The following is a 16816-nucleotide window of genomic DNA, read 5'->3' as shown; positions in this document are numbered from 1 at the left end:
ATACAACACGCTGACCTGGGCGGACACCGTCCGGACACCGCGTCCGGACACCGTCCGGACGTCAGTAGTACAGCTCGACGACGACGATGCCCGATCCGCCCGCGAGGCCGTCGAAAGCGTTGCCGTACGACAGCGCGCCGCCCGCTCCCCCGCCGAAGCCGCGCGGTCCCGTGCCCGTCCCCTGGGTGGCGCGCTGGAAGCCGCCCGTGCCCATGAAGGAGTTCCCGCCGTACCCCGACAGCCCGTTGGTGCCGTTCAGCCGGATCGCTCCTCCACCCGCGCCGCCGCCCATGCGGAAGTCGCCCGTCCCCGCCAGCGGCCCCGCGACACCCGACGTCGTGTCAGGCGCAGTACCAGACCCCTGCGTCGAGGTACCCCCGGCGCCGCCCGGCGCGGTCACGAACCCGCCGAACGATGACGCCCCGCCCGCACCTCCGTCGGACGACGACGTGCCGGCCGCGCCGCCCGCGCCGACGGTGATGTTCTCCAGCGCGCCGAGCGTCGCGACGTCGATCAGGGACTCGCTGTACCCGCCCCCGCTGCCGCCCGGGCGCGTGATGCACTCGCCCGCCGCGGCGTCCACGCCCGCCGAGCCCCCGCCGCCGCCCTGGACGCGCACCCGCACCCGCGCGAGCTTCGGATAGTCGGCCTTCTTGAACTGAAAGGTGCCCGGGTCGCTGAATACCAGGAGGTCTTGCAGACCGGTCGAGCCCGGGGTCAGGCACAGCTCGCCGTCGTCGTTGACCGTGAAGTAGTCGGAGCACACACAAACGCTGGCCATAGCTCACCCCTGAGTAACGAAAGGTGAGTCCGGCCCACAACCAGCGACATCGCCCATCAGGTTAGCCGGACGCCCGCGCGGGCCGGGCCGTTACATGGACCCGCACCCCGGACCCCACCGGGCACGCTAGCCCCGACACCGGGTCGGGGCGCACCTGCCACACCCTGACGACCGCAAAGCCCTCCTGGACGTCTTCGAGGACGACGACGGCGGGCCGCTCCGACATGGCGACAGCGGTCAGCACCGGAGCCTCCTCGTACCGCTCCGGGTACGCCCATACGGCGCGCCCGTCGTCGCCCGTCTCGACGACCGAACCGGCGGACGGCACCGCCGGCGGGCCTTGCTCGCCGCGCGGCCCTCGTGGACCGCGGGGGCCCTCGATGGCTTCTGGCGGCGCGGGCTTCTTCCTCCTGGTCGTCGTCCTCGACCGGCGATCCAGGTCGCGCAGGATCCCGCCCAACGGGTTGTTCTGCAGCCGCCTCGGCGGTCCGCCACGCAGCGCCATCAGCTCGTCGCCTCCGCTCCAGTAACAGCTACCTGCACCTGCACGCTCTCGCCGCCCGGGTCGTCGCCGTCGCCGCCGGTCTCGGTCACCGTCAGCCCCACGATCTTCAACCGCTGGGCGACCGTACGGCACGTCTCCGCGCTCGTGATGTCCAGGCACCAGCCCGGCACCAGCTTGTTCACCTCCACGGCCGCCAGCGGGCTGATAGTGACCTGCTGCGAGTCCACGAACACCGGCACCGGCAGGCTGGCGCGGAGCTTCGCCGCCGCCGCGGCGGCCGCCGACGCGTCGTCCGGGACGGACGTGTTCTCCACGTACCGCTCCAGCAGCCCGTAGTAGTCGTGCGAGCCGCCCGCCGACCCCAGTACGTCCCCGTCCTCGTCGCCCGCGACGACCCACCGCGTTCCCAGCGACGCCCCGTCCTCGGCGACGACCAGGCCGTCAGGGAAGTCGGCGTCGCTGAGCCGGCCGACGGTCGCCGTGTGCGTCTCCGGGAGCAGCACGATCGTGTTCCCGACCACCGTGAAGTCGATCCCGGTCTCCGCCAGGTCCGTGAGGTGGTCGAAGGTCTGCCCCACGTCCTTGGTGTACTCCCGCGACCCGTACACCCCGGCCTCGCCGACCGTCTGCACAGCGTGCCCCGGGTCGTCAGGCGCGAACCCGTCGGCGATCAGCCACTCAGCCGCCCGCATGAGGTCCACGTTCGTGAAGATGATCGAGTCGTGAGGCACCCGCCGCGACAGCCACGCACTGATGTCGGCAGCGTTGACCTCCACCTCGCCCTGGCGCCACTCGATCCCGATGATCGGCCCCGTCCATACGAGGATGCCGTCCCGGAAGATTGCCAGGGAGTGTCTCCAAGACCGGACCTTCCCCAACCGTTCACAGCAGTCGCCCTGAGGCATGATCGTGACGCGCGCCGTCGACGTCTCATCGAGGGCGCGGTGCCATTCCACCTCGGTCAGCACGCTCGCCTCGGTGACGATGCCGCCACCCCGGTCGATGATGCGCGCCGCATGCGATCCACACCCGGCAACGGCCAAGGCCGGACCTCCCCACATCAGTGGACGGAGGCCCGGCCCAAAACCAGTCGGCATCGACCGCCAGGGTAGCTACAAGCCCCGTCCCGTGACGGAGAGCAGGACCAGGGCGTCATCAGCAGGCGGGTACTGCACGTCGCTCTCCATGCAGATCACGTACGACGCGCAGTTCAGCGAGGGGAACGTCAACGGGCCGCCGTCGGCGCCATACACATCGGGGCTGGTCTCGCACACGCCCGCGCACTCGACGGTCGCCCGGTTCGTCTGCCCGTCGATGACGACCGCGCCGCCGGCCGGGATGTACCGGATGGTGTAGCTGGCCAGCGCGTCACACCGGCTGGCGTTGGCGACCTGCTCGCACGTCAGGGCCGCCTGGTCGTCGGTCCGTTCATAGATGGTGATGGTCAGGTTCCGCAGGTCCGTCTTCCCCGCGCGGACGTTGATGATCACGCCGTCCGTGCTCCACGCCGGACACTCGCTGAGGTCCATGTCGCAGCACTGCCGCTCCACCGCCAGCGGCAGGCAGTAGCACGTCGACAGCTCCGCGACCGTGGGAGGCGTCGGTGTCATGCACATCGGGTCCGCGCACGACGCCGTCGCATCCGTGCACGGCTTCAGGCGGCACGTGGAGTCGCACTCATCGACCGTCTCGTCGACCGGCCACGCCAGCCCCGTGCACGAGTCGACTGGCGTCACGCCGATCGAGCCGTTCGGGCAGGACGCGACCAGGTCGACGCAGTTCGCCTTGCCGTTCTGGCCGTGGATGCACCAGGTGATGCACTCCGTGCTGGCGTCGATCGGCGGCTTCGTCTCGATCATCGTCACCGGGTCGGTCCACAGCCAAGGTGTCGCCGCGACCAGCGTCCACTCCACCGTGAGGATGTCCGCCCCAGTCGAGCACTCGCCGACCGTGCAGCCCTCACCCACGCGTTCCAGGACGCGAGGGCCGTCGACCAGCGCCACCCGGCGCAGCGTGCGCCGGTAGCCGTCCATCAGGCACAGGTGGTCGAGCTCCTCGTCGGGGCAGCACGACAGGATTTCCATGCAGTCGCCGTCGCACTCGTTGCCCGCGCAGCCCTGCAAGGCCTCCGTCAGCCAGTGCAGCCCGTACTCCACGCCGCAGCACGTACTGCCCAGCAGCACCGCGGTGAACACCAGCGTGCGCGGCAGGACGCGGGCCGGCCCGAGCACGCCGCCGCCGCTGATGGCGTTCGTGACGCTCCGCTTGACCGGGTTCTCGTCGAGGCCTTCGATGCTCAGCAGGAGCACCCCGGCGAACTCGGTCGACTCGGGCACAGCCGCGTCGTACCAGGGCGCCGGATCCTCGGCCGGCTTGGTGTACGCGGTGTCCTCGCTGAGGTTCGCCGAGGTGAGCGTCGGGCACACACACGCCGTCGCGGACGTGAGGGGCGAGCCCACCGACTCGGCGTCCAGGTAGGCGTTCAGCCGCACATGGTTGACAATCTCGACCCCGCCGAGGGTCACGTAGTCGAGCAGCGCCACAGGGCCTACCTCCTGGAGAGCAGGACGGCCCGGCCCAGAGCCAGCGGCGCGCACGCCAGTCTAGGTGTGCACCCATCCGCCGCTCATTCCCACGACCAGCCGGGCCCCGCTCGGGCATCCTGAGGGGCATGAGCAAGCGCGCCGCCCGAGTGCCCGCCCCAGCCGCCGTCACGCAGGGGCAGTCCCTCCTCTTCGACGTCGAGCGACCCGAGCCGGCCGTGCCCGCGCTGGTCGTGCGCTGCTCGGAGTGCAACCACGTCCTACGCTCCGACCGGTCCAAGGCGGCCGGGGTCAGCCAGGCCTGCGCGGCGAAGGTCGGCCGGGCCGTCCTCGCCACGGTCCGCGGCGCCCGCAAGACGGCTGCAGCAGCCTGACCGCTTCGATCCGAAGGCGAGGACGCGCGGCCGCGCCTTCGGATCGAAGGACTACAGGCCGCTCCCGGCCAGGGCGAGGCGGGTCACGACGCGGTGAGCGGTCGCCCGCCCGTCGCCGACCTCGCTGATGTTGAACGTGTTGTTCTGCACCATCCCGCTCCCGGGCCCGCGGCGTCCGCCGGTGCCGGTGGCGAGGAGGTCGGTCAGTCCGGACTCCTGCGCGAGCTGCCGCGCCCTCGAGGGCCTGGTCATCGGGATCACGACCTCGCGGCCGGCCTCGCCGAGCAGGCCGATCGTGGGCTCGTTGACGATCCCGCCGTCCGCGAACGGCAGCAGGTTCCGCGCCCCGGCGGGCAGCCCGCTCTTGATCTGCGCCAGCACCTTCGCAGAGATGTTGCCGAGCGCGTCGGTGACCGTCGAGGGCAGCGCGGCGAACGCGGCGGCCACCACCGCGGCGACCGACTCGGCCGACGACTTCGCCGAGTCCTGGAGCGCAGCCAGGCGCGCCGCGAATCCCTTCTCCAGGCCCAGGCCGGTCAGGTCGCCGATCTTCTCGAAGACCTGCGACGGGCTCTTGATCTTCAACGCCGCCCGGATGGCCCGCTGCATGCCCTTGGCGATGTCGAGCATGAGCTGCTCGATCTGCTTGCGCTGCCCCTTCAGCCCGGCAAGGAAACCCTTCCCCGCCTGCGTCCCCGCGTCGAACAGGGCATCCGCACCCGTGACGCCCAGCTTCGTCGACGCCTTCACCAGGTCGGCCTGCAGTGAGTTGATCCGCTTGAGGGTGGCCGGCTCGGCCTCGGCGAGCGACCGCGCGAGCGCGGCGCCCTGCTCCGGGCCGAGCCCGATCACCTGCTGGAGCAGGTCCTTGCGCAATCCCCGCTTGGCGAGCGCCGTGATCTCCGCGTTGAACTGTTTCACCCCGGCGATGGCGCGCCGCAGGCCCCGTAGCACCGTGTCGGTGTTGTCCTCGCCCTCCCCTTGCGTGAGCGACGACAGCGAGCCCGTCGCCAGCGCCGCCGCCGTGGTGTCGGCCGCGAACTTGGACGCCTCCTCGAGCCGCTTCACGATCGCGTCCCGCCGGTTCGCCAGCAGCTGGAGCTTCTTGTTGCCGTCCTGGATGAGCCGCACGAGGGCGTCGTCGATGCTGGTCTTCTTGCCCTTGAAGGCGTTCACGATGGACTGGGCGATCTTCTCCGACGTCCGCTGGATCTCCGCCGCCGTGCCGGTCAACCCGATGATGAAGCCCTTCCCGGTGTCCTTTCCGATCTTGATGAAGACCTTCGACGGCGAGCTGATTCCGAGGAGGTTCTTCGCCCCGTCGACCGCGCCGCTCACCACGCCCTTGGCTGCCGATACGAGCGCGCCCGCCGTCGACTTGATGCCGCTGATCAAGCCGAGAATCAGGTCCTTTCCGGCGGACACCAGAGCCGACTTCGCGCTGGCAAGGGCGGCGCGGGCCTTCCCCGGCAGACTGCGGAGGAAGGCGATGGCCTGTGAGATGAACGAGGAGACCGTTGCCAGCGCCGAGGATGCCATCGACTTGAAGAGGCCCACGACCGACGACACCAGCGAGCTGAGGACGCCCACGATCTGGCCCGGCAGGCTCGCGAAGAACCCGAGGATCGCAGTGACCAGATCCGGGATGATCGAGTTCCCGACCAGGACGTCATACATGAACTGGAAGCCGGCGATCGACGCATCCACGAACGCCGTGATGTAGCCGACGACCGTAGTCAGGACGCTCGCCAACCCGGTCAACGCGGACACAATCCCGCTGATGATCGGGACGAGGATCTCGATTGCGACGGCCTGCGCCGCGACTGCCGCGAACTGGAGCAGCGGCGCCAGCAACTCGACGATCTTGGCTGCCAGCGGGCCCAAGGCAGCGAGGAGTTGACCGATCGGTGCGATCAGCGGGACCACCGCGGCGACGATGGCCTGGAAGGCTGCCAGCAGCGGTGGCAGGACGGGCAGCAGCGCCGCCGTCAGCTGCTGGACAAACGGGATAAAAGCGACCACGACCTGAGCGATGGCCGCTGCCAGGACGCTCAGCAGCGGGCCCAGGGACGCGACCGCAGCCCCGAGGACCTGCCCCAAGGCCACGCCCAGAGGGATGACCGCCGCGAGGATCGACTGGAAGGCGAGCGTCAAGGGCGGCAGGACCGGCAGGAGCGCACCGACCAGGGCCGAGATCACCGGATTCAGGACCGCGAGAACCGCCTGGAAGGCGGGTGCCAGGACCGCCAGGACGGTGTTCGCCAGCGACCCCACCAGCGGCAGCAGCGGCGCCAGCCCGGCGAGGAGCTGGCCGACCACCGTGCCGACAGCGGTCAGCGCGCCGCCCGAAGCCAACGCGGACAGAGCCTCCGACAGCGCGGCACTGACCGTAGTGAGCGCGGGCGCGATCTGCGCCAGAGCCGGCCCCAGCGACGTGATCAAGGTGACCAGCGCCGGGCCGAGCGTCGTGAAGATCGGCCCTAGGGCTGGAGCGATGGCCCCGACCTGCGTGACCAGGGCCCGCAGGATCGGCCCCAGCTGTGAGGCGACCTGCGCGACCGTCGAGAAGATCGCGCCGATGGCCTCCTGACCCTTCGCCGACTTGACGAACTCCTCGAATGACGCGGTGACCGCCTTCAAGTTCGCCAGCAGCCCGCCACCGGAACCCTGCGCCGCCTTGAAGACGCCGGCGAGGATCCCGCCGACGTTGCTGACGATCGCGCCGAGCTGCCGGAACACCGTGAGGGCGTTCGTCACCCACGACAGCGCCTTGCCCGACTCGGTGGCCCTCTCCAGGAACCCGGCGAACTTGTTGGCGACACCGTCGATGCCGCCGCCTAGCCCCTTGAAAGCGGGCAGCGTCGCCGTCGTGAACTTGGCGACCGCCGTCAGCAGCCGGTCGACCGTGTCCGACTTGATCGCGCCGAGCTGCTTGCTCAGACCCCCGAAGACGCCGTCGAGGAGCTTGACCGCAGAGGACGACTTCGCGAACCCGAGCGCCGAGGACGCCAGCCGGCCGAACTGGGAGGAGACCGCGGTCATCCCCTTCTTCAGGGGCCCGCCCAAGGCCTTCGCCGTGGCCTCGATCTGCCCCTTGAGCGGCTTGAAGAACGCGTTCTGGACGCTCTTCTTGAGCGAGTCGAACGCGGGCTTCAACGCCCGGACTTCCCTCGCTGCCGCCTGGGCTGCCGGGGACAGATCCTTGAGAGTCTTCTCGAACTCCTTCGCGTCACCGGTCAGCGCCGCGGTGAACGCGTCCTTCACCCCGGACAGGGCGAGAGTCAGGGTGAGCGTGGCCGCCTTCAAGGCCAGGAACGCGGCGGGCGCCGCAGCCACGATGCCCAGCGCTGGCGCGAGCGCCGCCGTGAACGCGATGGCGGCCTGCGCGGCCCCTGCGAGCGCAATGCCGATCGCGCCGACCTTCAGCAGGCCGATCAGCGCCTTGCCGACGCGGCCCGCGATACCGCCCAGGCCCGCGAGGGCGCGACCGAAGCGGTCGGCGTCCGGGTTGACGTTGACCGTGACGTCCGGGGCGTTGTGCGCCCGGATACGGGCGTCGAAGTCGTCCAGGTCGGGGACGACCCGGATGCTGACCTCTTCGCCCGCCAGGAGGGCGCGGAGGCGCTCCAGGAAGCCCGTCAAGTCCGGGACGAGGTCGAGCGACACCCGAGGGAACTTGTGCCCCCGGATAAGGCGGTCGAGGGCATCCAGGTTCAGGAGGATGTCGAGCGACACCTGCGGCAGCTTGTGGCCGCGGATCGCCCGATTGAGCCGGTCAAGGTCGGGGACCAGCGTGACCGGCAGCTCGGGGAGACTGTGGCCCCGGATCGCCGTCGAGAAGCGGTCCAGGTCGGGCAGGACAGGGACCGTCAGGTTCTCGCCGGCGAGCGCCGTCCGCACCCGCGCAGCGAAGTCCGCCAGATCTGGGAGGACAGGAACGGTGAGACCCTCGCCCGCGAGGGCCCTGCGGACGCGGTCCGCGAAGTCGGCCAGGTCGGGCAGGACCGGGACCGTCAGGCCCTCGCCCGCGAGGGCCGTCCGCACCCGCGCGGCGAAGGCAGCCAGGTCCGGCAGGACCGGGACCGTCAGGTCCTCGCCCGCGAGGGCCGTCCGCACCCGCGCACCGAAGGCAGCCAGGTCCGGCAAGACGGGAACGGTGAGACCTTCGCCCGCGAGAGCCGTCCGCACCCGCGCAGCGAAGTCAGCCAGGTCTGGCAGGACAGGAACGGTGAGACCCTCACCGGCGAGGGCCCGGCGGACGCGGTCCGCGAAGTCGGCCAGGTCCGGCGCTACCGGGACCGTCAGGTCCTCGCCCACGAGGGCCGTCCGCACCCGCGCGGCGAAGTCAGCCAGATCTGGGGTGACCTGTACCGAGACGGCTGCCTCGCGCAGACCGGCCGTGATGTTCTCGCGGATCGTCCGGCCGAGGTTGCGGGTCGCCCGGTTCAGCGCCCGCTGGAGACGTGGGCCCAAGAGCCGGGCATCCGACTCCGCTTCGCTCTCGTCGAGATCGACGGTGATCCGGGCTGACCCGAAATCCTCTTCGCCGGCCATCGGGCACCCTCACGAAGTCGTGATGGATGCCCGGCCTAGCGCCAGCGGCGAGTCCCAGATTAGCCGGTCAGCCCCTCCCGGCCTGGGCGTCTTGAACCGCAGCAGCCGCTAGGAGATCCCCAGCCTGCCCCCGCGTCATCCGCATACCCGGCGGGCGCGCACGGCCGCCCTGGGGCCGTCTGGAGCCCTTCGGCGGGGCGTACAGCTGAGCCTTGAGCCTGGCCCGCCCCTTCTCGTCCTCGGCGCTGCCCATGATGGCGGCCTCCGCCGCATTCACCATGGTCGACAGCCGCCACCGTCGCAGGTCTACACCTTGGAGCGCGAGGGAGCCTTCCCACGCGTCCCAGTTCGCCTCGATCCAGCCGAGGATCCTTTGGACGGCCCAGTAGGGCGGGTCTCACCGCCCCCGCCGTACAGCTCCACTGACCACTCCATCAGCTCGATCAGGACGCGGTCCGGCAGCCGCACCGACTTGTCCACGACGCGGGCGGCACCCTCGAGCCGGCCCGCATACAGGTCGGCTTCGGCCCGGTCGCGGAACACCTCGACCGCATCACCCTGGTGGACCTCGAACCGCTGGAAGCGGTCGGCGGACTCCTCCGTCATCATCTTGAAGAGGAACGTACGGATCGCCGTGTACAGGACCCGCAGCTTGTCGCCAGTCAGCTTGCTCATGTCGCCGTCTGCCGCGCCGAGCGCGGCCTGCGCTTCCTGCAGCTCGGCGTACGCGTCGAGGAACTCGTCGCCGTAGACCTCGGCCGTGAAGCGGAGCTCCAGGTCTGCGCCGATCTGGGCGACGTGCGGTTCCGTCCTGAGTGCGAACTGCTTCTGTGCCACGGGGATGCCCTTCTCGCGCGTTGACGCCCGGCCCACAGCCAGCGGCGTGCGACCGCAAAGAGTAGGGCATCGGGACAAACTGCCCCGGGTATGGGCGAGGCCCCGGGAGCACCATCCCGGGGCCTCTCTGTGACGCGAACTGCCCACCCAGGCATCAAGCGCACATCCGCAGTCTGCCACGGCCTTCCGACTCACCGGCCGAGCCTCAACGCCCTCGCCATGAAGTCGTTCGGTCTCGTCCCCGGATGCCGGACCAGCTTCGTGAACACCTCCGTGCCGTCGACGTAGAAGTGCAGCGCCTGCCGCCGGCGCGGCCGGATGATGTGCGGCCGCGTCCCCTTCAGCACGAACAGGACGGCCGGGTGGTTGCAGCGGACGACGCCCTGCAGTCCCTTCGGCCCGACCACCACATCCCACGACACGAAGTCGCCCATGCTGCCCGGAGCCTCCTCCTCGGCGAACCGGGCGACGCGGCGGGCGCGCTCCTCCATCTGCCTGTACGCCTTGCCTCCCCGGCGCCGCAGCAGCCGTTGGATCGCCCCCTGGTCGATACGGACCTCGGCGCTCACGGCGACTCCTCGTCCGGACATGCGCAGCTCGCCAGCGCGATCGTGACGCGCTGCTCGATCCCCCCGCAGCCGCCCTTGGGGTCGAGCGTCTTCTGCTGCCCGATCACGTACAGCGGGCCACGATGCCTGACCCCGATGGACGGCACGCAGCACAGCAGCGCGTTGAGGACCGTCGCCGAGTCGATCTGGATGACCCGGGCGGCCGCAGCCGTCGCCTCGCACGTCGGCGGGCACTGGCTTCCCTCGTCCATGGTCGGCACGCACCGCAGCAGCGTGATGACCAGCTCGACCGCGATGCGGGTCGCCGAGCACGACTTGAGGCCGCGGACCTCCCGCGTCTCCGTGGGGAACTCCGTCGTCGGGTAGATCCGCGCGACGTGCACGGTCAGCTGGCCACCCGTGTCGTCGGAGCCGTCGCACGGGTCCTCGCACGAGTCCCACGCCGGCGTGCCCGGCACCACGCACGACCGGCACGGACATCCCGGCTGGTTCTCGACCGTCGCCGCGGTCGCCTCGAGGGCCTGGCAGACGCACGCCAGGACCGCGGTCGCCAGCTCGTTGACGGACTCCAGGATCAGGGCCATGACGTGAACCTCGGCCGCTTGAAGTCCGGCGAGTACACCCGGGACGGCGAGCTGAGCCGGTACGGGTTCACCATGTTCAGCCACATGTCCACCAGCGGCAGCCCGGTGCGGCCCTCGCTGTAGATGACCGTCGGGTCAGCCCACTCGTAGTCCACGCCCTGCCTGCTGACGCGGGTCATGTTCCGGTTGGACTTGCAGCCGCACGACCCGCCACCGCAGCCCTTCAGCAGGTGACAGACCAGCTCGGACACGGCCGCGGTCGCGGACTCGTCGAGCGGTAGGCCATACCGGTAGCGCACGACGAACGTGTTCTCCGCGCCGGCCGGGGCCCCCATGTCCTGGCAGTCGGGCCAGCACTCCCCGTCGGTACGCACGAGCATGCCGTTGTTGTCGACGCGGTACGCCTCTGGCGGGATGACGTCCCCTCCGATCGTCACCTCCTGAACGTCGTGCACGGGCCCGGCGAGGTAGACCTCGCACAGCTCCCCGCATGAGCAGTCCGAGCGGCAGCCGCACACCGAGGCGTTGCGCCACTGCCCGTAGGAGTCGATGTACGGGATCCACGGGCCGGTCGACTGCCACAGCACCGCGTACGAGGGCATCCCGTCCATGCACGACTTGCGGCACGGCCGCACCGTCACCGGGCACGGCCCCCAGCGGCGCCCCGACAGCCCCCACAAGACCTGGGAGGCGACCATCGTCCAGAACTCCAGATCCTCGGCCTCGACGCCCTCGGTGGTGCAGCACAGCTTCGTGGGCCACGGTTCGCACGGGCCGGTCTGAATCGGCATCAGCGCCTCCCAGCGCGCTCGTACCGGCAGGGCAGCGGGAACGCGGCCCGGATGAACCGTCCAACGTGCCCGTTCGTGAAGCTGTCCGGCATCGTCGACAGGAACAGCGACTCAGGGCCGAAGCCGCGAGGGCCTCGGTGCGCCACTTTCACGTCGCCGATCTGCTCGCCCCCGAGGCCGGCGAGATTCCCGTACAGCGTCCGCTTATGCATCCCGTCGAGCTGCGGCGCCTGGTCGAGCGCGGCGACCATCCCCGCCTTGTCGACCGGCATCGGAACGTGCAGCTCGTACGACAGCGGCTCCGGGTGGCCGAGTTCGGCGAGCACCGTCCGCGTCTCGCGCATCCCCCGCAGGTAGGCCCCGTAGCCGCGTGCCTCGTAGTGCTTCTCGACGTCGGCGACCAGGCCGCGGTGCAGCACGGGCATCCCGTCGGGCAGCGGCCCCATCGTGAACGTGTCGTCGTTGCACCACACGAAGCGGTCCGACACCTCCGGGTGCGCGCAGGCCGCCCGCATCGCCACCGTCGTGTTCTCGAACTTGCTGCCGGTCTGCCAGATCGGGATGTGGCCCACATCGTCGGCCAGCCAGTCATGCCGGTAGCCGACGACCCACACTTTGCGGTGGGGCAAGCTCTCGCACCACGACCGCAGCGCGTACCGCAGCTGCTGGTTGGTGGCCTCCTCGCGCACGGGGACCACGATGTCCATATCGCCCGGGGCCGTCATGATCTACCCCTAAAATGGGTGGTCCGGCGGCTGCGCGAACAGCCCCGGACCCGGCTCGAACCTGGATAAGAGGTCCGAACATGAGCAAGTCTACGAGTCCGTCCCGCCTCTGCGTGGTCGACGGCAAACCTGGCTACCGGCGCGCGAAGACCTGCGCTGGCTGGTGGTGCTCCGCCTGCTACGAGTGGGCGCGGACGCACGACTGGACCGACCCCGCAACGCGCCAGATGAAGCGGCGCGTTGGCGACGTCATGCAAGAGCTGACCGCAGCGGCCCACGCCACCACCGATCAGTGCATCATCCTGACCGGCTACGCCTCTCGCCCCCGCGTGCGGAACTACGGGCGGCTGGCCACCGAGGCGAAGGCCGTGCACGCGTCCCGCGCCGTCTGGATCATCGCGCACGGCGATCCCGGAGAGCGTCACGTCCTGCATACCTGCCACCGGGGCGAGGAGGGATGCATCAATATCCGCCACCTGACGCTCGGGGACAGCGATCAGAACGTCCAGGACATGGTCGGCGCTGACCGCCACTCGCGCGGCACTCGCCGCTGGAGCGCGAAGCTGGAGGACGCCGACGTGGCCAAGATGCGGACCGAGTACGCAGCCGGGGGGATCTCCTACGCGGCCCTGGGTGCCCGCTTCGGCGTGTCTGAGTCGACGGCCCACCGCGTTGTGAGCCGAGCGGGCTGGAAGCACGTCTGAGACGCGGGAACGAGCGGTAGCCGGGTGACCGATCAGGTCCCCGGCTACTCGCTTGTGACGTCGAGACGTCCTCAGCTGGCGAGGCACAGCCCCTCGGTGACGTCGACGTACTCGCACGTCGCGGTCGGCGGCGCGATGTGCGTCGTGATGATCCGCCGGTGGCAGTTCGCACTCAGCGGGGTGAGGAGCGGGCCAGGGGTGAGCGCAGCGTTCTGCTCCAGGACGTTGTACGGGCCGACGCCCCAGCCGCCGTTGGTGCGGGTCGAGCCCTGCATCGTCAGCGTGACCGCCTCGTTGCCGACCTCGATGTCCCCGAGCAGGCCGTTAGTGACCCACGGCAGCAGGAAGTAGATCCACTCGCCCGACGCGAGACCGTTGGTGATACAGATCTCCTCGCCGACGACCTCGGCCCAGCCCTCCAGTGCGAAGCCCTGCTTGCACTGGATCGAGCAGTCGTCGAAGCCGATCGGTTTGCCGTCGAACCCGTAGACCACGGGATTGCCCGTGGCGATCTCGATGATCTCCGGGGACACCGAGTAGAAGTTCAGCTCGATGTCGTAGCCCCGGAACGTCGGGCAGCCCTTCTTGTAGCCGCAGACGCGGCCGTTCGCGGCCTTGTACTCGACGTCCGTGCCGTCGTCCGAGTTGACGTTCATCGCCAGTGAGGCGAGGCAGTCGAAGGGGATCGCGTTGTCGGCGCCACAGACGGGCCGGCCGCAGGAGTCCAGACGTGTCAGCCGGACGACGTCGAGGTTTGCGATCAGGGGACAGGTCATGCCGATGACCTCCAGAAGCGCAGGAGGCCCGGCCTAACGCCAGCGACACTACGACCAGCATAGCCAGGCCGCGCCCTGATGGCCCGGCTCGGGATCAGCGCCTCGTCAAGTCCCGCACCGCGTCGGTCCAAGCCGCCAGCTCCCGGTCGGTCTGCTCGGCGAGGAACGCACTGCGCTCGAGGGCCGCCGCGACGGCAGCACGGCGACGCGGCCCGTCCTGGTACAGCTCGTCGGCTGCTGCAGCCCACGCCGCGGTGTCCGCGCGGTCGAGGAAGGTCGCCCCGTCGCCGAGGGCCTCGCGCAGACCCGGGGTGGGGTGAGCGATGACGGGGATGCCCGACGCCAGCGCCTCGACTGCAGCCATGCCGTACGACTCGTACAGGCTCGGCATCAGCAGCACCCGCGTGTGCGCCCACACGTCGCGCCGCATGTCGGAGGTCTGCCCGATGATCCGGGCGTTCGGCGGGCAGGGCAGGGTGAGCTGCTGGCCATGCGCCCCGGCGACGCCGAGGAACGGCAGGTGCGGCAGTGCGCCGGCCATGGCTCGCCACGTCTCCACTCCCTTGTCGGCGCTCATGTTGACCAGGGTCACCCGGTCCCCCGCCGCTTCCGTGCGGTGCTCCTGGGGGCGAACAGGGGGGCGCACGACGAGCGTCGGCAGCTCGGCGACCTCGACGTACCGGGGCGTCAGGGAAGCCCACACCCACTCCGTGTTGAGGACCACCAGATCCGGGCGCGCGGCCAAGGAGCGGGCAGAGTAGTCGAGGTCGGAGTGGATCAGCATGACCGGCCGTGCCCCGATCCTGCGGGCGATGGCCGTGGCGCGGGCCGCGTAGTTGTGGTGGGTGACCAGGACGCTCGGTTCCATCCGCTGCAGGAAGAGTTCCGCCGGCTGCGTCCCGAGCCGCAGGTAAGGAACGTCGTCGACTTCCCAGGCGGACGGGGCGTCCGGCATCGAGGAGCACACCACCGCCACCGGCAGACCCGCTGACTTCAGCGCCCGCATCATCGTGTGAAGCATGGTCTCCGACCCGGCGCGCCGGTACGGCACCCCGTAGTGGATCCACGCCACGACCTTCACGGGCTGGCCCGCGAGCGGGTCGACGGGGATCGGCGTGCGCGCCGCGTCTCGCTGCTGGAAGGGCAGGAGGCCGATGCACGCCTCCTCGAACTCCCCAACGTCGGTATCGCCCTGATCGATCACCAGGCGCCGGACCCGCAGGTCCGCGGTGAGGCGCAGCATCTTCGCGTCTCGCCGGTCCACGACGACGACCTGCGGGTGAACGGTCTGCACTGCATGCCACCAGAATCCGAGGGACCAGAAGCTCATCCCGTCCTTGACGCACGGGCCTCCCACGCCGCGCGTCACGCTGAGGCTCACGCCGTCTTCGGCGCACGGCCCTGGTTGCTCGCGGCCCGAAATGACCACGTGGACCTCGTGGCCGGCCGCAGCCATCGACCGCAGGTGCTCCTGCTGCCCGTACGCCTGGAGGAACGCGAGGATGCGCATGGTCACCGAGACCACCAGAAGCAGGCGAGGACGTCGCCGACCAGCTCGCCGTTGATCGTCCCGGACCGGCCGAGTTCGGCGCGCATCTGGTCGGCGGTCCAGTGGTCGACGTGCACCTCGTAGGGATTGCCGTACACCGCGCCCTGGTCGAGGTGGAGAACCGGAACCGACACGATCAGGTGCGCGGCGTGGGCACGGGCCTTGCCGAGGAGGCGGACAGCGTCGGCGCGCGGCATGTGCTCCAGAACGTCCCCGGCGATGACCAGGTCAGCGCGGTAGAACGGCGCGACCAGCTGGCGGGCATCGGCGACCACCACGGCGTCGTACAGACTGCGGAGGCCGAACCGGTCGACGTACGGCTCCCACGCCTCCACAGCCGTCCAGCGGCCTTGCCACCAGCTGTGGGCGCGGACGGCCTGCGCGTACGTGCCGGACCCGGCGCCGACGTCGATGACGGTGCCGGGCTGGATCTCCTCGTACCAGGCGAGGGCCGCGTCCTTGCCCTCGGCGTCGCTGTACGGCATCAGGGCGTCGCGCCTGCGGGAGTGGCGATGGCGTGCACAGTCACCCCGGCGATAGGTGCGGCGACGCCCAGCACCGACAGCGACAGGACGACGAGCGTCGGGGACTGCCTCACGTTCACCACGGCCGAGGTCGCGGTCAGCGTCGTGGCCCGGTAGTCGATCGGGTTGGAGCCGGCCGCGAACTGGATCGCCACGTCCAGCACGGGCGCGGCCGAGAACAGGCCGGCGGGAAAAGCGAACGTCGCGTTGCCCGAGGCATCCGTCACGGCGGTGGCGGCGAAGAACGGGCGAGAACCGGAGCCGCTGACCAGGACCCAGCGGGTGCCGTTGCTGTAGACCCTGCGCGCTTCGCCGACAGGAATGGTCAGGGTGGCCACGTTCGCGCCTCCGACCACGAACGGTGTGGCGCCGACCGATGACCAGGTCTGGGCGACGTTGGCGTTGTTCTTCAGTTCCAGCGTGCGCCCGGCGAACAGCGCCGGGTCGACCAGGCTCTCGGCTGAGCCGGCCCCCTCGATGGTGAGTGCTTCAGAGTCACCGTGAACGCTCATGGCTACACACCAATCCAGTCACTTGCCGCGTAGCACTCGATTGAAAGTCGGCTGGGAGATGCCGTACTTCTGCATGAGGGCCTTGGAGTTGCCGTACCCCGGAACGTGCTCGTCCCGGATGGCCTGGCGCTGAGCGTCTGTGAGCTTCGCCCGGCCGTTCCGTTCGCCCCGGCGTTTGTCGCCGCCACCGAGACCGCGCTCCTCGCGCTCTCCCGCGTTCCGCTTGTTCGTGCCCCAGGAGAGGTGGGCCGGGTTGAAGCAGGGCGGATTGTCGCAGGAGTGCAGGGCGTGGTCGCCAGGGGCTGTTGGCCGGGGTCGGCCGTCTTGCTCCAGGACGAGGTGACTGACGAGCACCTGGCCGCCGTAGACGCGGCCGTAGCCGTTCGAGTCCTTGCCGTGCGGCCAGGGCCAGCAGAGCGAACGATCACCGGTGACGAGCATGAGGTCGATGAGCGCGAGGGCTTCATCCAGAGGTGTGCGAGACATGC

At 70.2% G+C, this 16816-nt stretch carries 17 protein-coding genes; 2 read left to right on the top strand and 15 right to left on the bottom strand.

Annotation, left to right across the window (positions count from 1 at the left end):
* Positions 1–61 precede the first annotated feature (61 nt).
* The 4 genes from OHS82_RS25315 to OHS82_RS25300 form a co-directional block, all read right to left on the bottom strand.
* Complete coding sequence (locus tag OHS82_RS25315; RefSeq protein WP_328434595.1) at positions 62–781, bottom strand: glycine-rich domain-containing protein; 720 nt, start codon at positions 779–781, stop codon at positions 62–64.
* Between the two features lie 61 nt (positions 782–842).
* Positions 843–1286 carry a hypothetical protein gene (locus OHS82_RS25310; RefSeq protein WP_328434594.1) on the bottom strand — a complete coding sequence of 148 codons (444 nt, stop codon included), beginning with the start codon at positions 1284–1286 and terminating at the stop codon, positions 843–845.
* Positions 1286–2329, bottom strand: a complete 1044-nt coding sequence (locus OHS82_RS25305; protein ID WP_328434593.1) for a hypothetical protein — start codon at positions 2327–2329, stop codon at positions 1286–1288. The genes OHS82_RS25310 and OHS82_RS25305 overlap by 1 nt, the downstream gene beginning before the upstream one ends.
* A gap of 69 nt (positions 2330–2398) precedes the next feature.
* A complete protein-coding gene (locus OHS82_RS25300) occupies positions 2399–3829 on the bottom strand; it encodes a hypothetical protein (RefSeq protein ID WP_328434592.1) in 1431 nt (476 codons plus the stop codon).
* Between the two features lie 128 nt (positions 3830–3957).
* Here OHS82_RS25300 and OHS82_RS25295 point away from each other — a divergent pair, with 128 nt between their 5' ends.
* Positions 3958–4203, top strand: a complete 246-nt coding sequence (locus OHS82_RS25295; protein WP_328434591.1) for a DUF6011 domain-containing protein — start codon at positions 3958–3960, stop codon at positions 4201–4203.
* Between the two features lie 51 nt (positions 4204–4254).
* On the opposite strand, the gene OHS82_RS25290 is transcribed toward OHS82_RS25295, so the two are convergent.
* The 6 genes from OHS82_RS25290 to OHS82_RS25265 all read right to left on the bottom strand — a co-directional run bounded on the left by OHS82_RS25290 (position 4255) and on the right by OHS82_RS25265 (position 12263).
* The gene (locus tag OHS82_RS25290) at positions 4255–8757 is read right to left on the bottom strand and encodes a hypothetical protein (RefSeq protein WP_328434590.1); all 4503 of its coding nucleotides are present in this window, start codon (positions 8755–8757) and stop codon (positions 4255–4257) included.
* Positions 8758–9063: 306 nt separating this feature from the next.
* A complete protein-coding gene (locus OHS82_RS25285) occupies positions 9064–9594 on the bottom strand; it encodes a hypothetical protein (protein WP_328434589.1) in 531 nt (176 codons plus the stop codon).
* 191 nt (positions 9595–9785) lie between these two features.
* Positions 9786–10163, bottom strand: a complete 378-nt coding sequence (locus tag OHS82_RS25280; protein WP_328434588.1) for a hypothetical protein — start codon at positions 10161–10163, stop codon at positions 9786–9788.
* Positions 10160–10747: a hypothetical protein gene (locus tag OHS82_RS25275; protein WP_328434587.1), complete on the bottom strand. Its 588-nt coding sequence runs from the start codon at positions 10745–10747 to the stop codon at positions 10160–10162. The genes OHS82_RS25280 and OHS82_RS25275 overlap by 4 nt, the downstream gene beginning before the upstream one ends.
* Positions 10738–11538 carry a hypothetical protein gene (locus tag OHS82_RS25270; protein WP_328434586.1) on the bottom strand — a complete coding sequence of 267 codons (801 nt, stop codon included), beginning with the start codon at positions 11536–11538 and terminating at the stop codon, positions 10738–10740. Before OHS82_RS25270 ends, OHS82_RS25275 begins: the two co-directional genes overlap by 10 nt.
* Positions 11538–12263, bottom strand: a complete 726-nt coding sequence (locus OHS82_RS25265; RefSeq protein WP_328434585.1) for a hypothetical protein — start codon at positions 12261–12263, stop codon at positions 11538–11540. Before OHS82_RS25265 ends, OHS82_RS25270 begins: the two co-directional genes overlap by 1 nt.
* Positions 12264–12376: 113 nt before the next feature.
* Here OHS82_RS25265 and OHS82_RS25260 point away from each other — a divergent pair, with 113 nt between their 5' ends.
* Positions 12377–12967: a hypothetical protein gene (locus OHS82_RS25260; RefSeq protein WP_328434584.1), complete on the top strand. Its 591-nt coding sequence runs from the start codon at positions 12377–12379 to the stop codon at positions 12965–12967.
* A 71-nt stretch (positions 12968–13038) separates the two neighbouring features.
* On the opposite strand, the gene OHS82_RS25255 is transcribed toward OHS82_RS25260, so the two are convergent.
* From OHS82_RS25255 to OHS82_RS25235, 5 genes are all read right to left on the bottom strand, one after another.
* Positions 13039–13743, bottom strand: coding sequence for a hypothetical protein (locus OHS82_RS25255; protein ID WP_328434583.1), 705 nt, complete (start codon positions 13741–13743; stop codon positions 13039–13041).
* A 94-nt stretch (positions 13744–13837) separates the two neighbouring features.
* Positions 13838–15253 carry a glycosyltransferase family 4 protein gene (locus OHS82_RS25250; RefSeq protein WP_328436104.1) on the bottom strand — a complete coding sequence of 472 codons (1416 nt, stop codon included), beginning with the start codon at positions 15251–15253 and terminating at the stop codon, positions 13838–13840.
* 2 nt (positions 15254–15255) lie between these two features.
* On the bottom strand, positions 15256–15777 hold the full coding sequence (locus OHS82_RS25245; RefSeq protein WP_328434582.1) for a class I SAM-dependent methyltransferase: 522 nt from the start codon (positions 15775–15777) through the stop codon (positions 15256–15258).
* Positions 15777–16328, bottom strand: a complete 552-nt coding sequence (locus OHS82_RS25240) for a hypothetical protein (RefSeq protein ID WP_328434581.1) — start codon at positions 16326–16328, stop codon at positions 15777–15779. The genes OHS82_RS25245 and OHS82_RS25240 overlap by 1 nt, the downstream gene beginning before the upstream one ends.
* 18 nt (positions 16329–16346) lie before the next feature.
* A complete protein-coding gene (locus tag OHS82_RS25235; RefSeq protein WP_328434580.1) occupies positions 16347–16814 on the bottom strand; it encodes a hypothetical protein in 468 nt (155 codons plus the stop codon).
* Positions 16815–16816: the final 2 nt, after the last annotated feature.

It is taken from the genome of Streptomyces sp. NBC_00425 (assembly GCF_036030735.1).
Classification (GTDB): Bacteria; Actinomycetota; Actinomycetes; order Streptomycetales; family Streptomycetaceae; genus Streptomyces.
Note: the sequence above shows the minus strand (reverse complement) of the source record. Positions and strands in the feature narration are given on the sequence as shown.

What these genes read in the sequence shown, in the direction of transcription:
- OHS82_RS25295 (WP_328434591.1), top strand. Translation starts at nt 3,958, where the DNA reads ATGAGCAAGCGCGCCGCCCGAGTGCCCGCCCCAGCCGCCGTCACGCAG.
- OHS82_RS25255 (WP_328434583.1), bottom strand. Translation starts at nt 13,743, where the DNA reads ATGACCTGTCCCCTGATCGCAAACCTCGACGTCGTCCGGCTGACACGT.
- OHS82_RS25240 (WP_328434581.1), bottom strand. Translation starts at nt 16,328, where the DNA reads ATGAGCGTTCACGGTGACTCTGAAGCACTCACCATCGAGGGGGCCGGC.
- OHS82_RS25235 (WP_328434580.1), bottom strand. Translation starts at nt 16,814, where the DNA reads ATGTCTCGCACACCTCTGGATGAAGCCCTCGCGCTCATCGACCTCATG.
- OHS82_RS25310 (WP_328434594.1), bottom strand. Translation starts at nt 1,286, where the DNA reads ATGGCGCTGCGTGGCGGACCGCCGAGGCGGCTGCAGAACAACCCGTTG.
- OHS82_RS25250 (WP_328436104.1), bottom strand. Translation starts at nt 15,253, where the DNA reads ATGCGCATCCTCGCGTTCCTCCAGGCGTACGGGCAGCAGGAGCACCTG.
- OHS82_RS25265 (WP_328434585.1), bottom strand. Translation starts at nt 12,263, where the DNA reads ATGACGGCCCCGGGCGATATGGACATCGTGGTCCCCGTGCGCGAGGAG.
- OHS82_RS25315 (WP_328434595.1), bottom strand. Translation starts at nt 781, where the DNA reads ATGGCCAGCGTTTGTGTGTGCTCCGACTACTTCACGGTCAACGACGAC.
- OHS82_RS25245 (WP_328434582.1), bottom strand. Translation starts at nt 15,777, where the DNA reads ATGCCGTACAGCGACGCCGAGGGCAAGGACGCGGCCCTCGCCTGGTAC.
- OHS82_RS25270 (WP_328434586.1), bottom strand. Translation starts at nt 11,538, where the DNA reads ATGCCGATTCAGACCGGCCCGTGCGAACCGTGGCCCACGAAGCTGTGC.
- OHS82_RS25275 (WP_328434587.1), bottom strand. Translation starts at nt 10,747, where the DNA reads ATGGCCCTGATCCTGGAGTCCGTCAACGAGCTGGCGACCGCGGTCCTG.
- OHS82_RS25290 (WP_328434590.1), bottom strand. Translation starts at nt 8,757, where the DNA reads ATGGCCGGCGAAGAGGATTTCGGGTCAGCCCGGATCACCGTCGATCTC.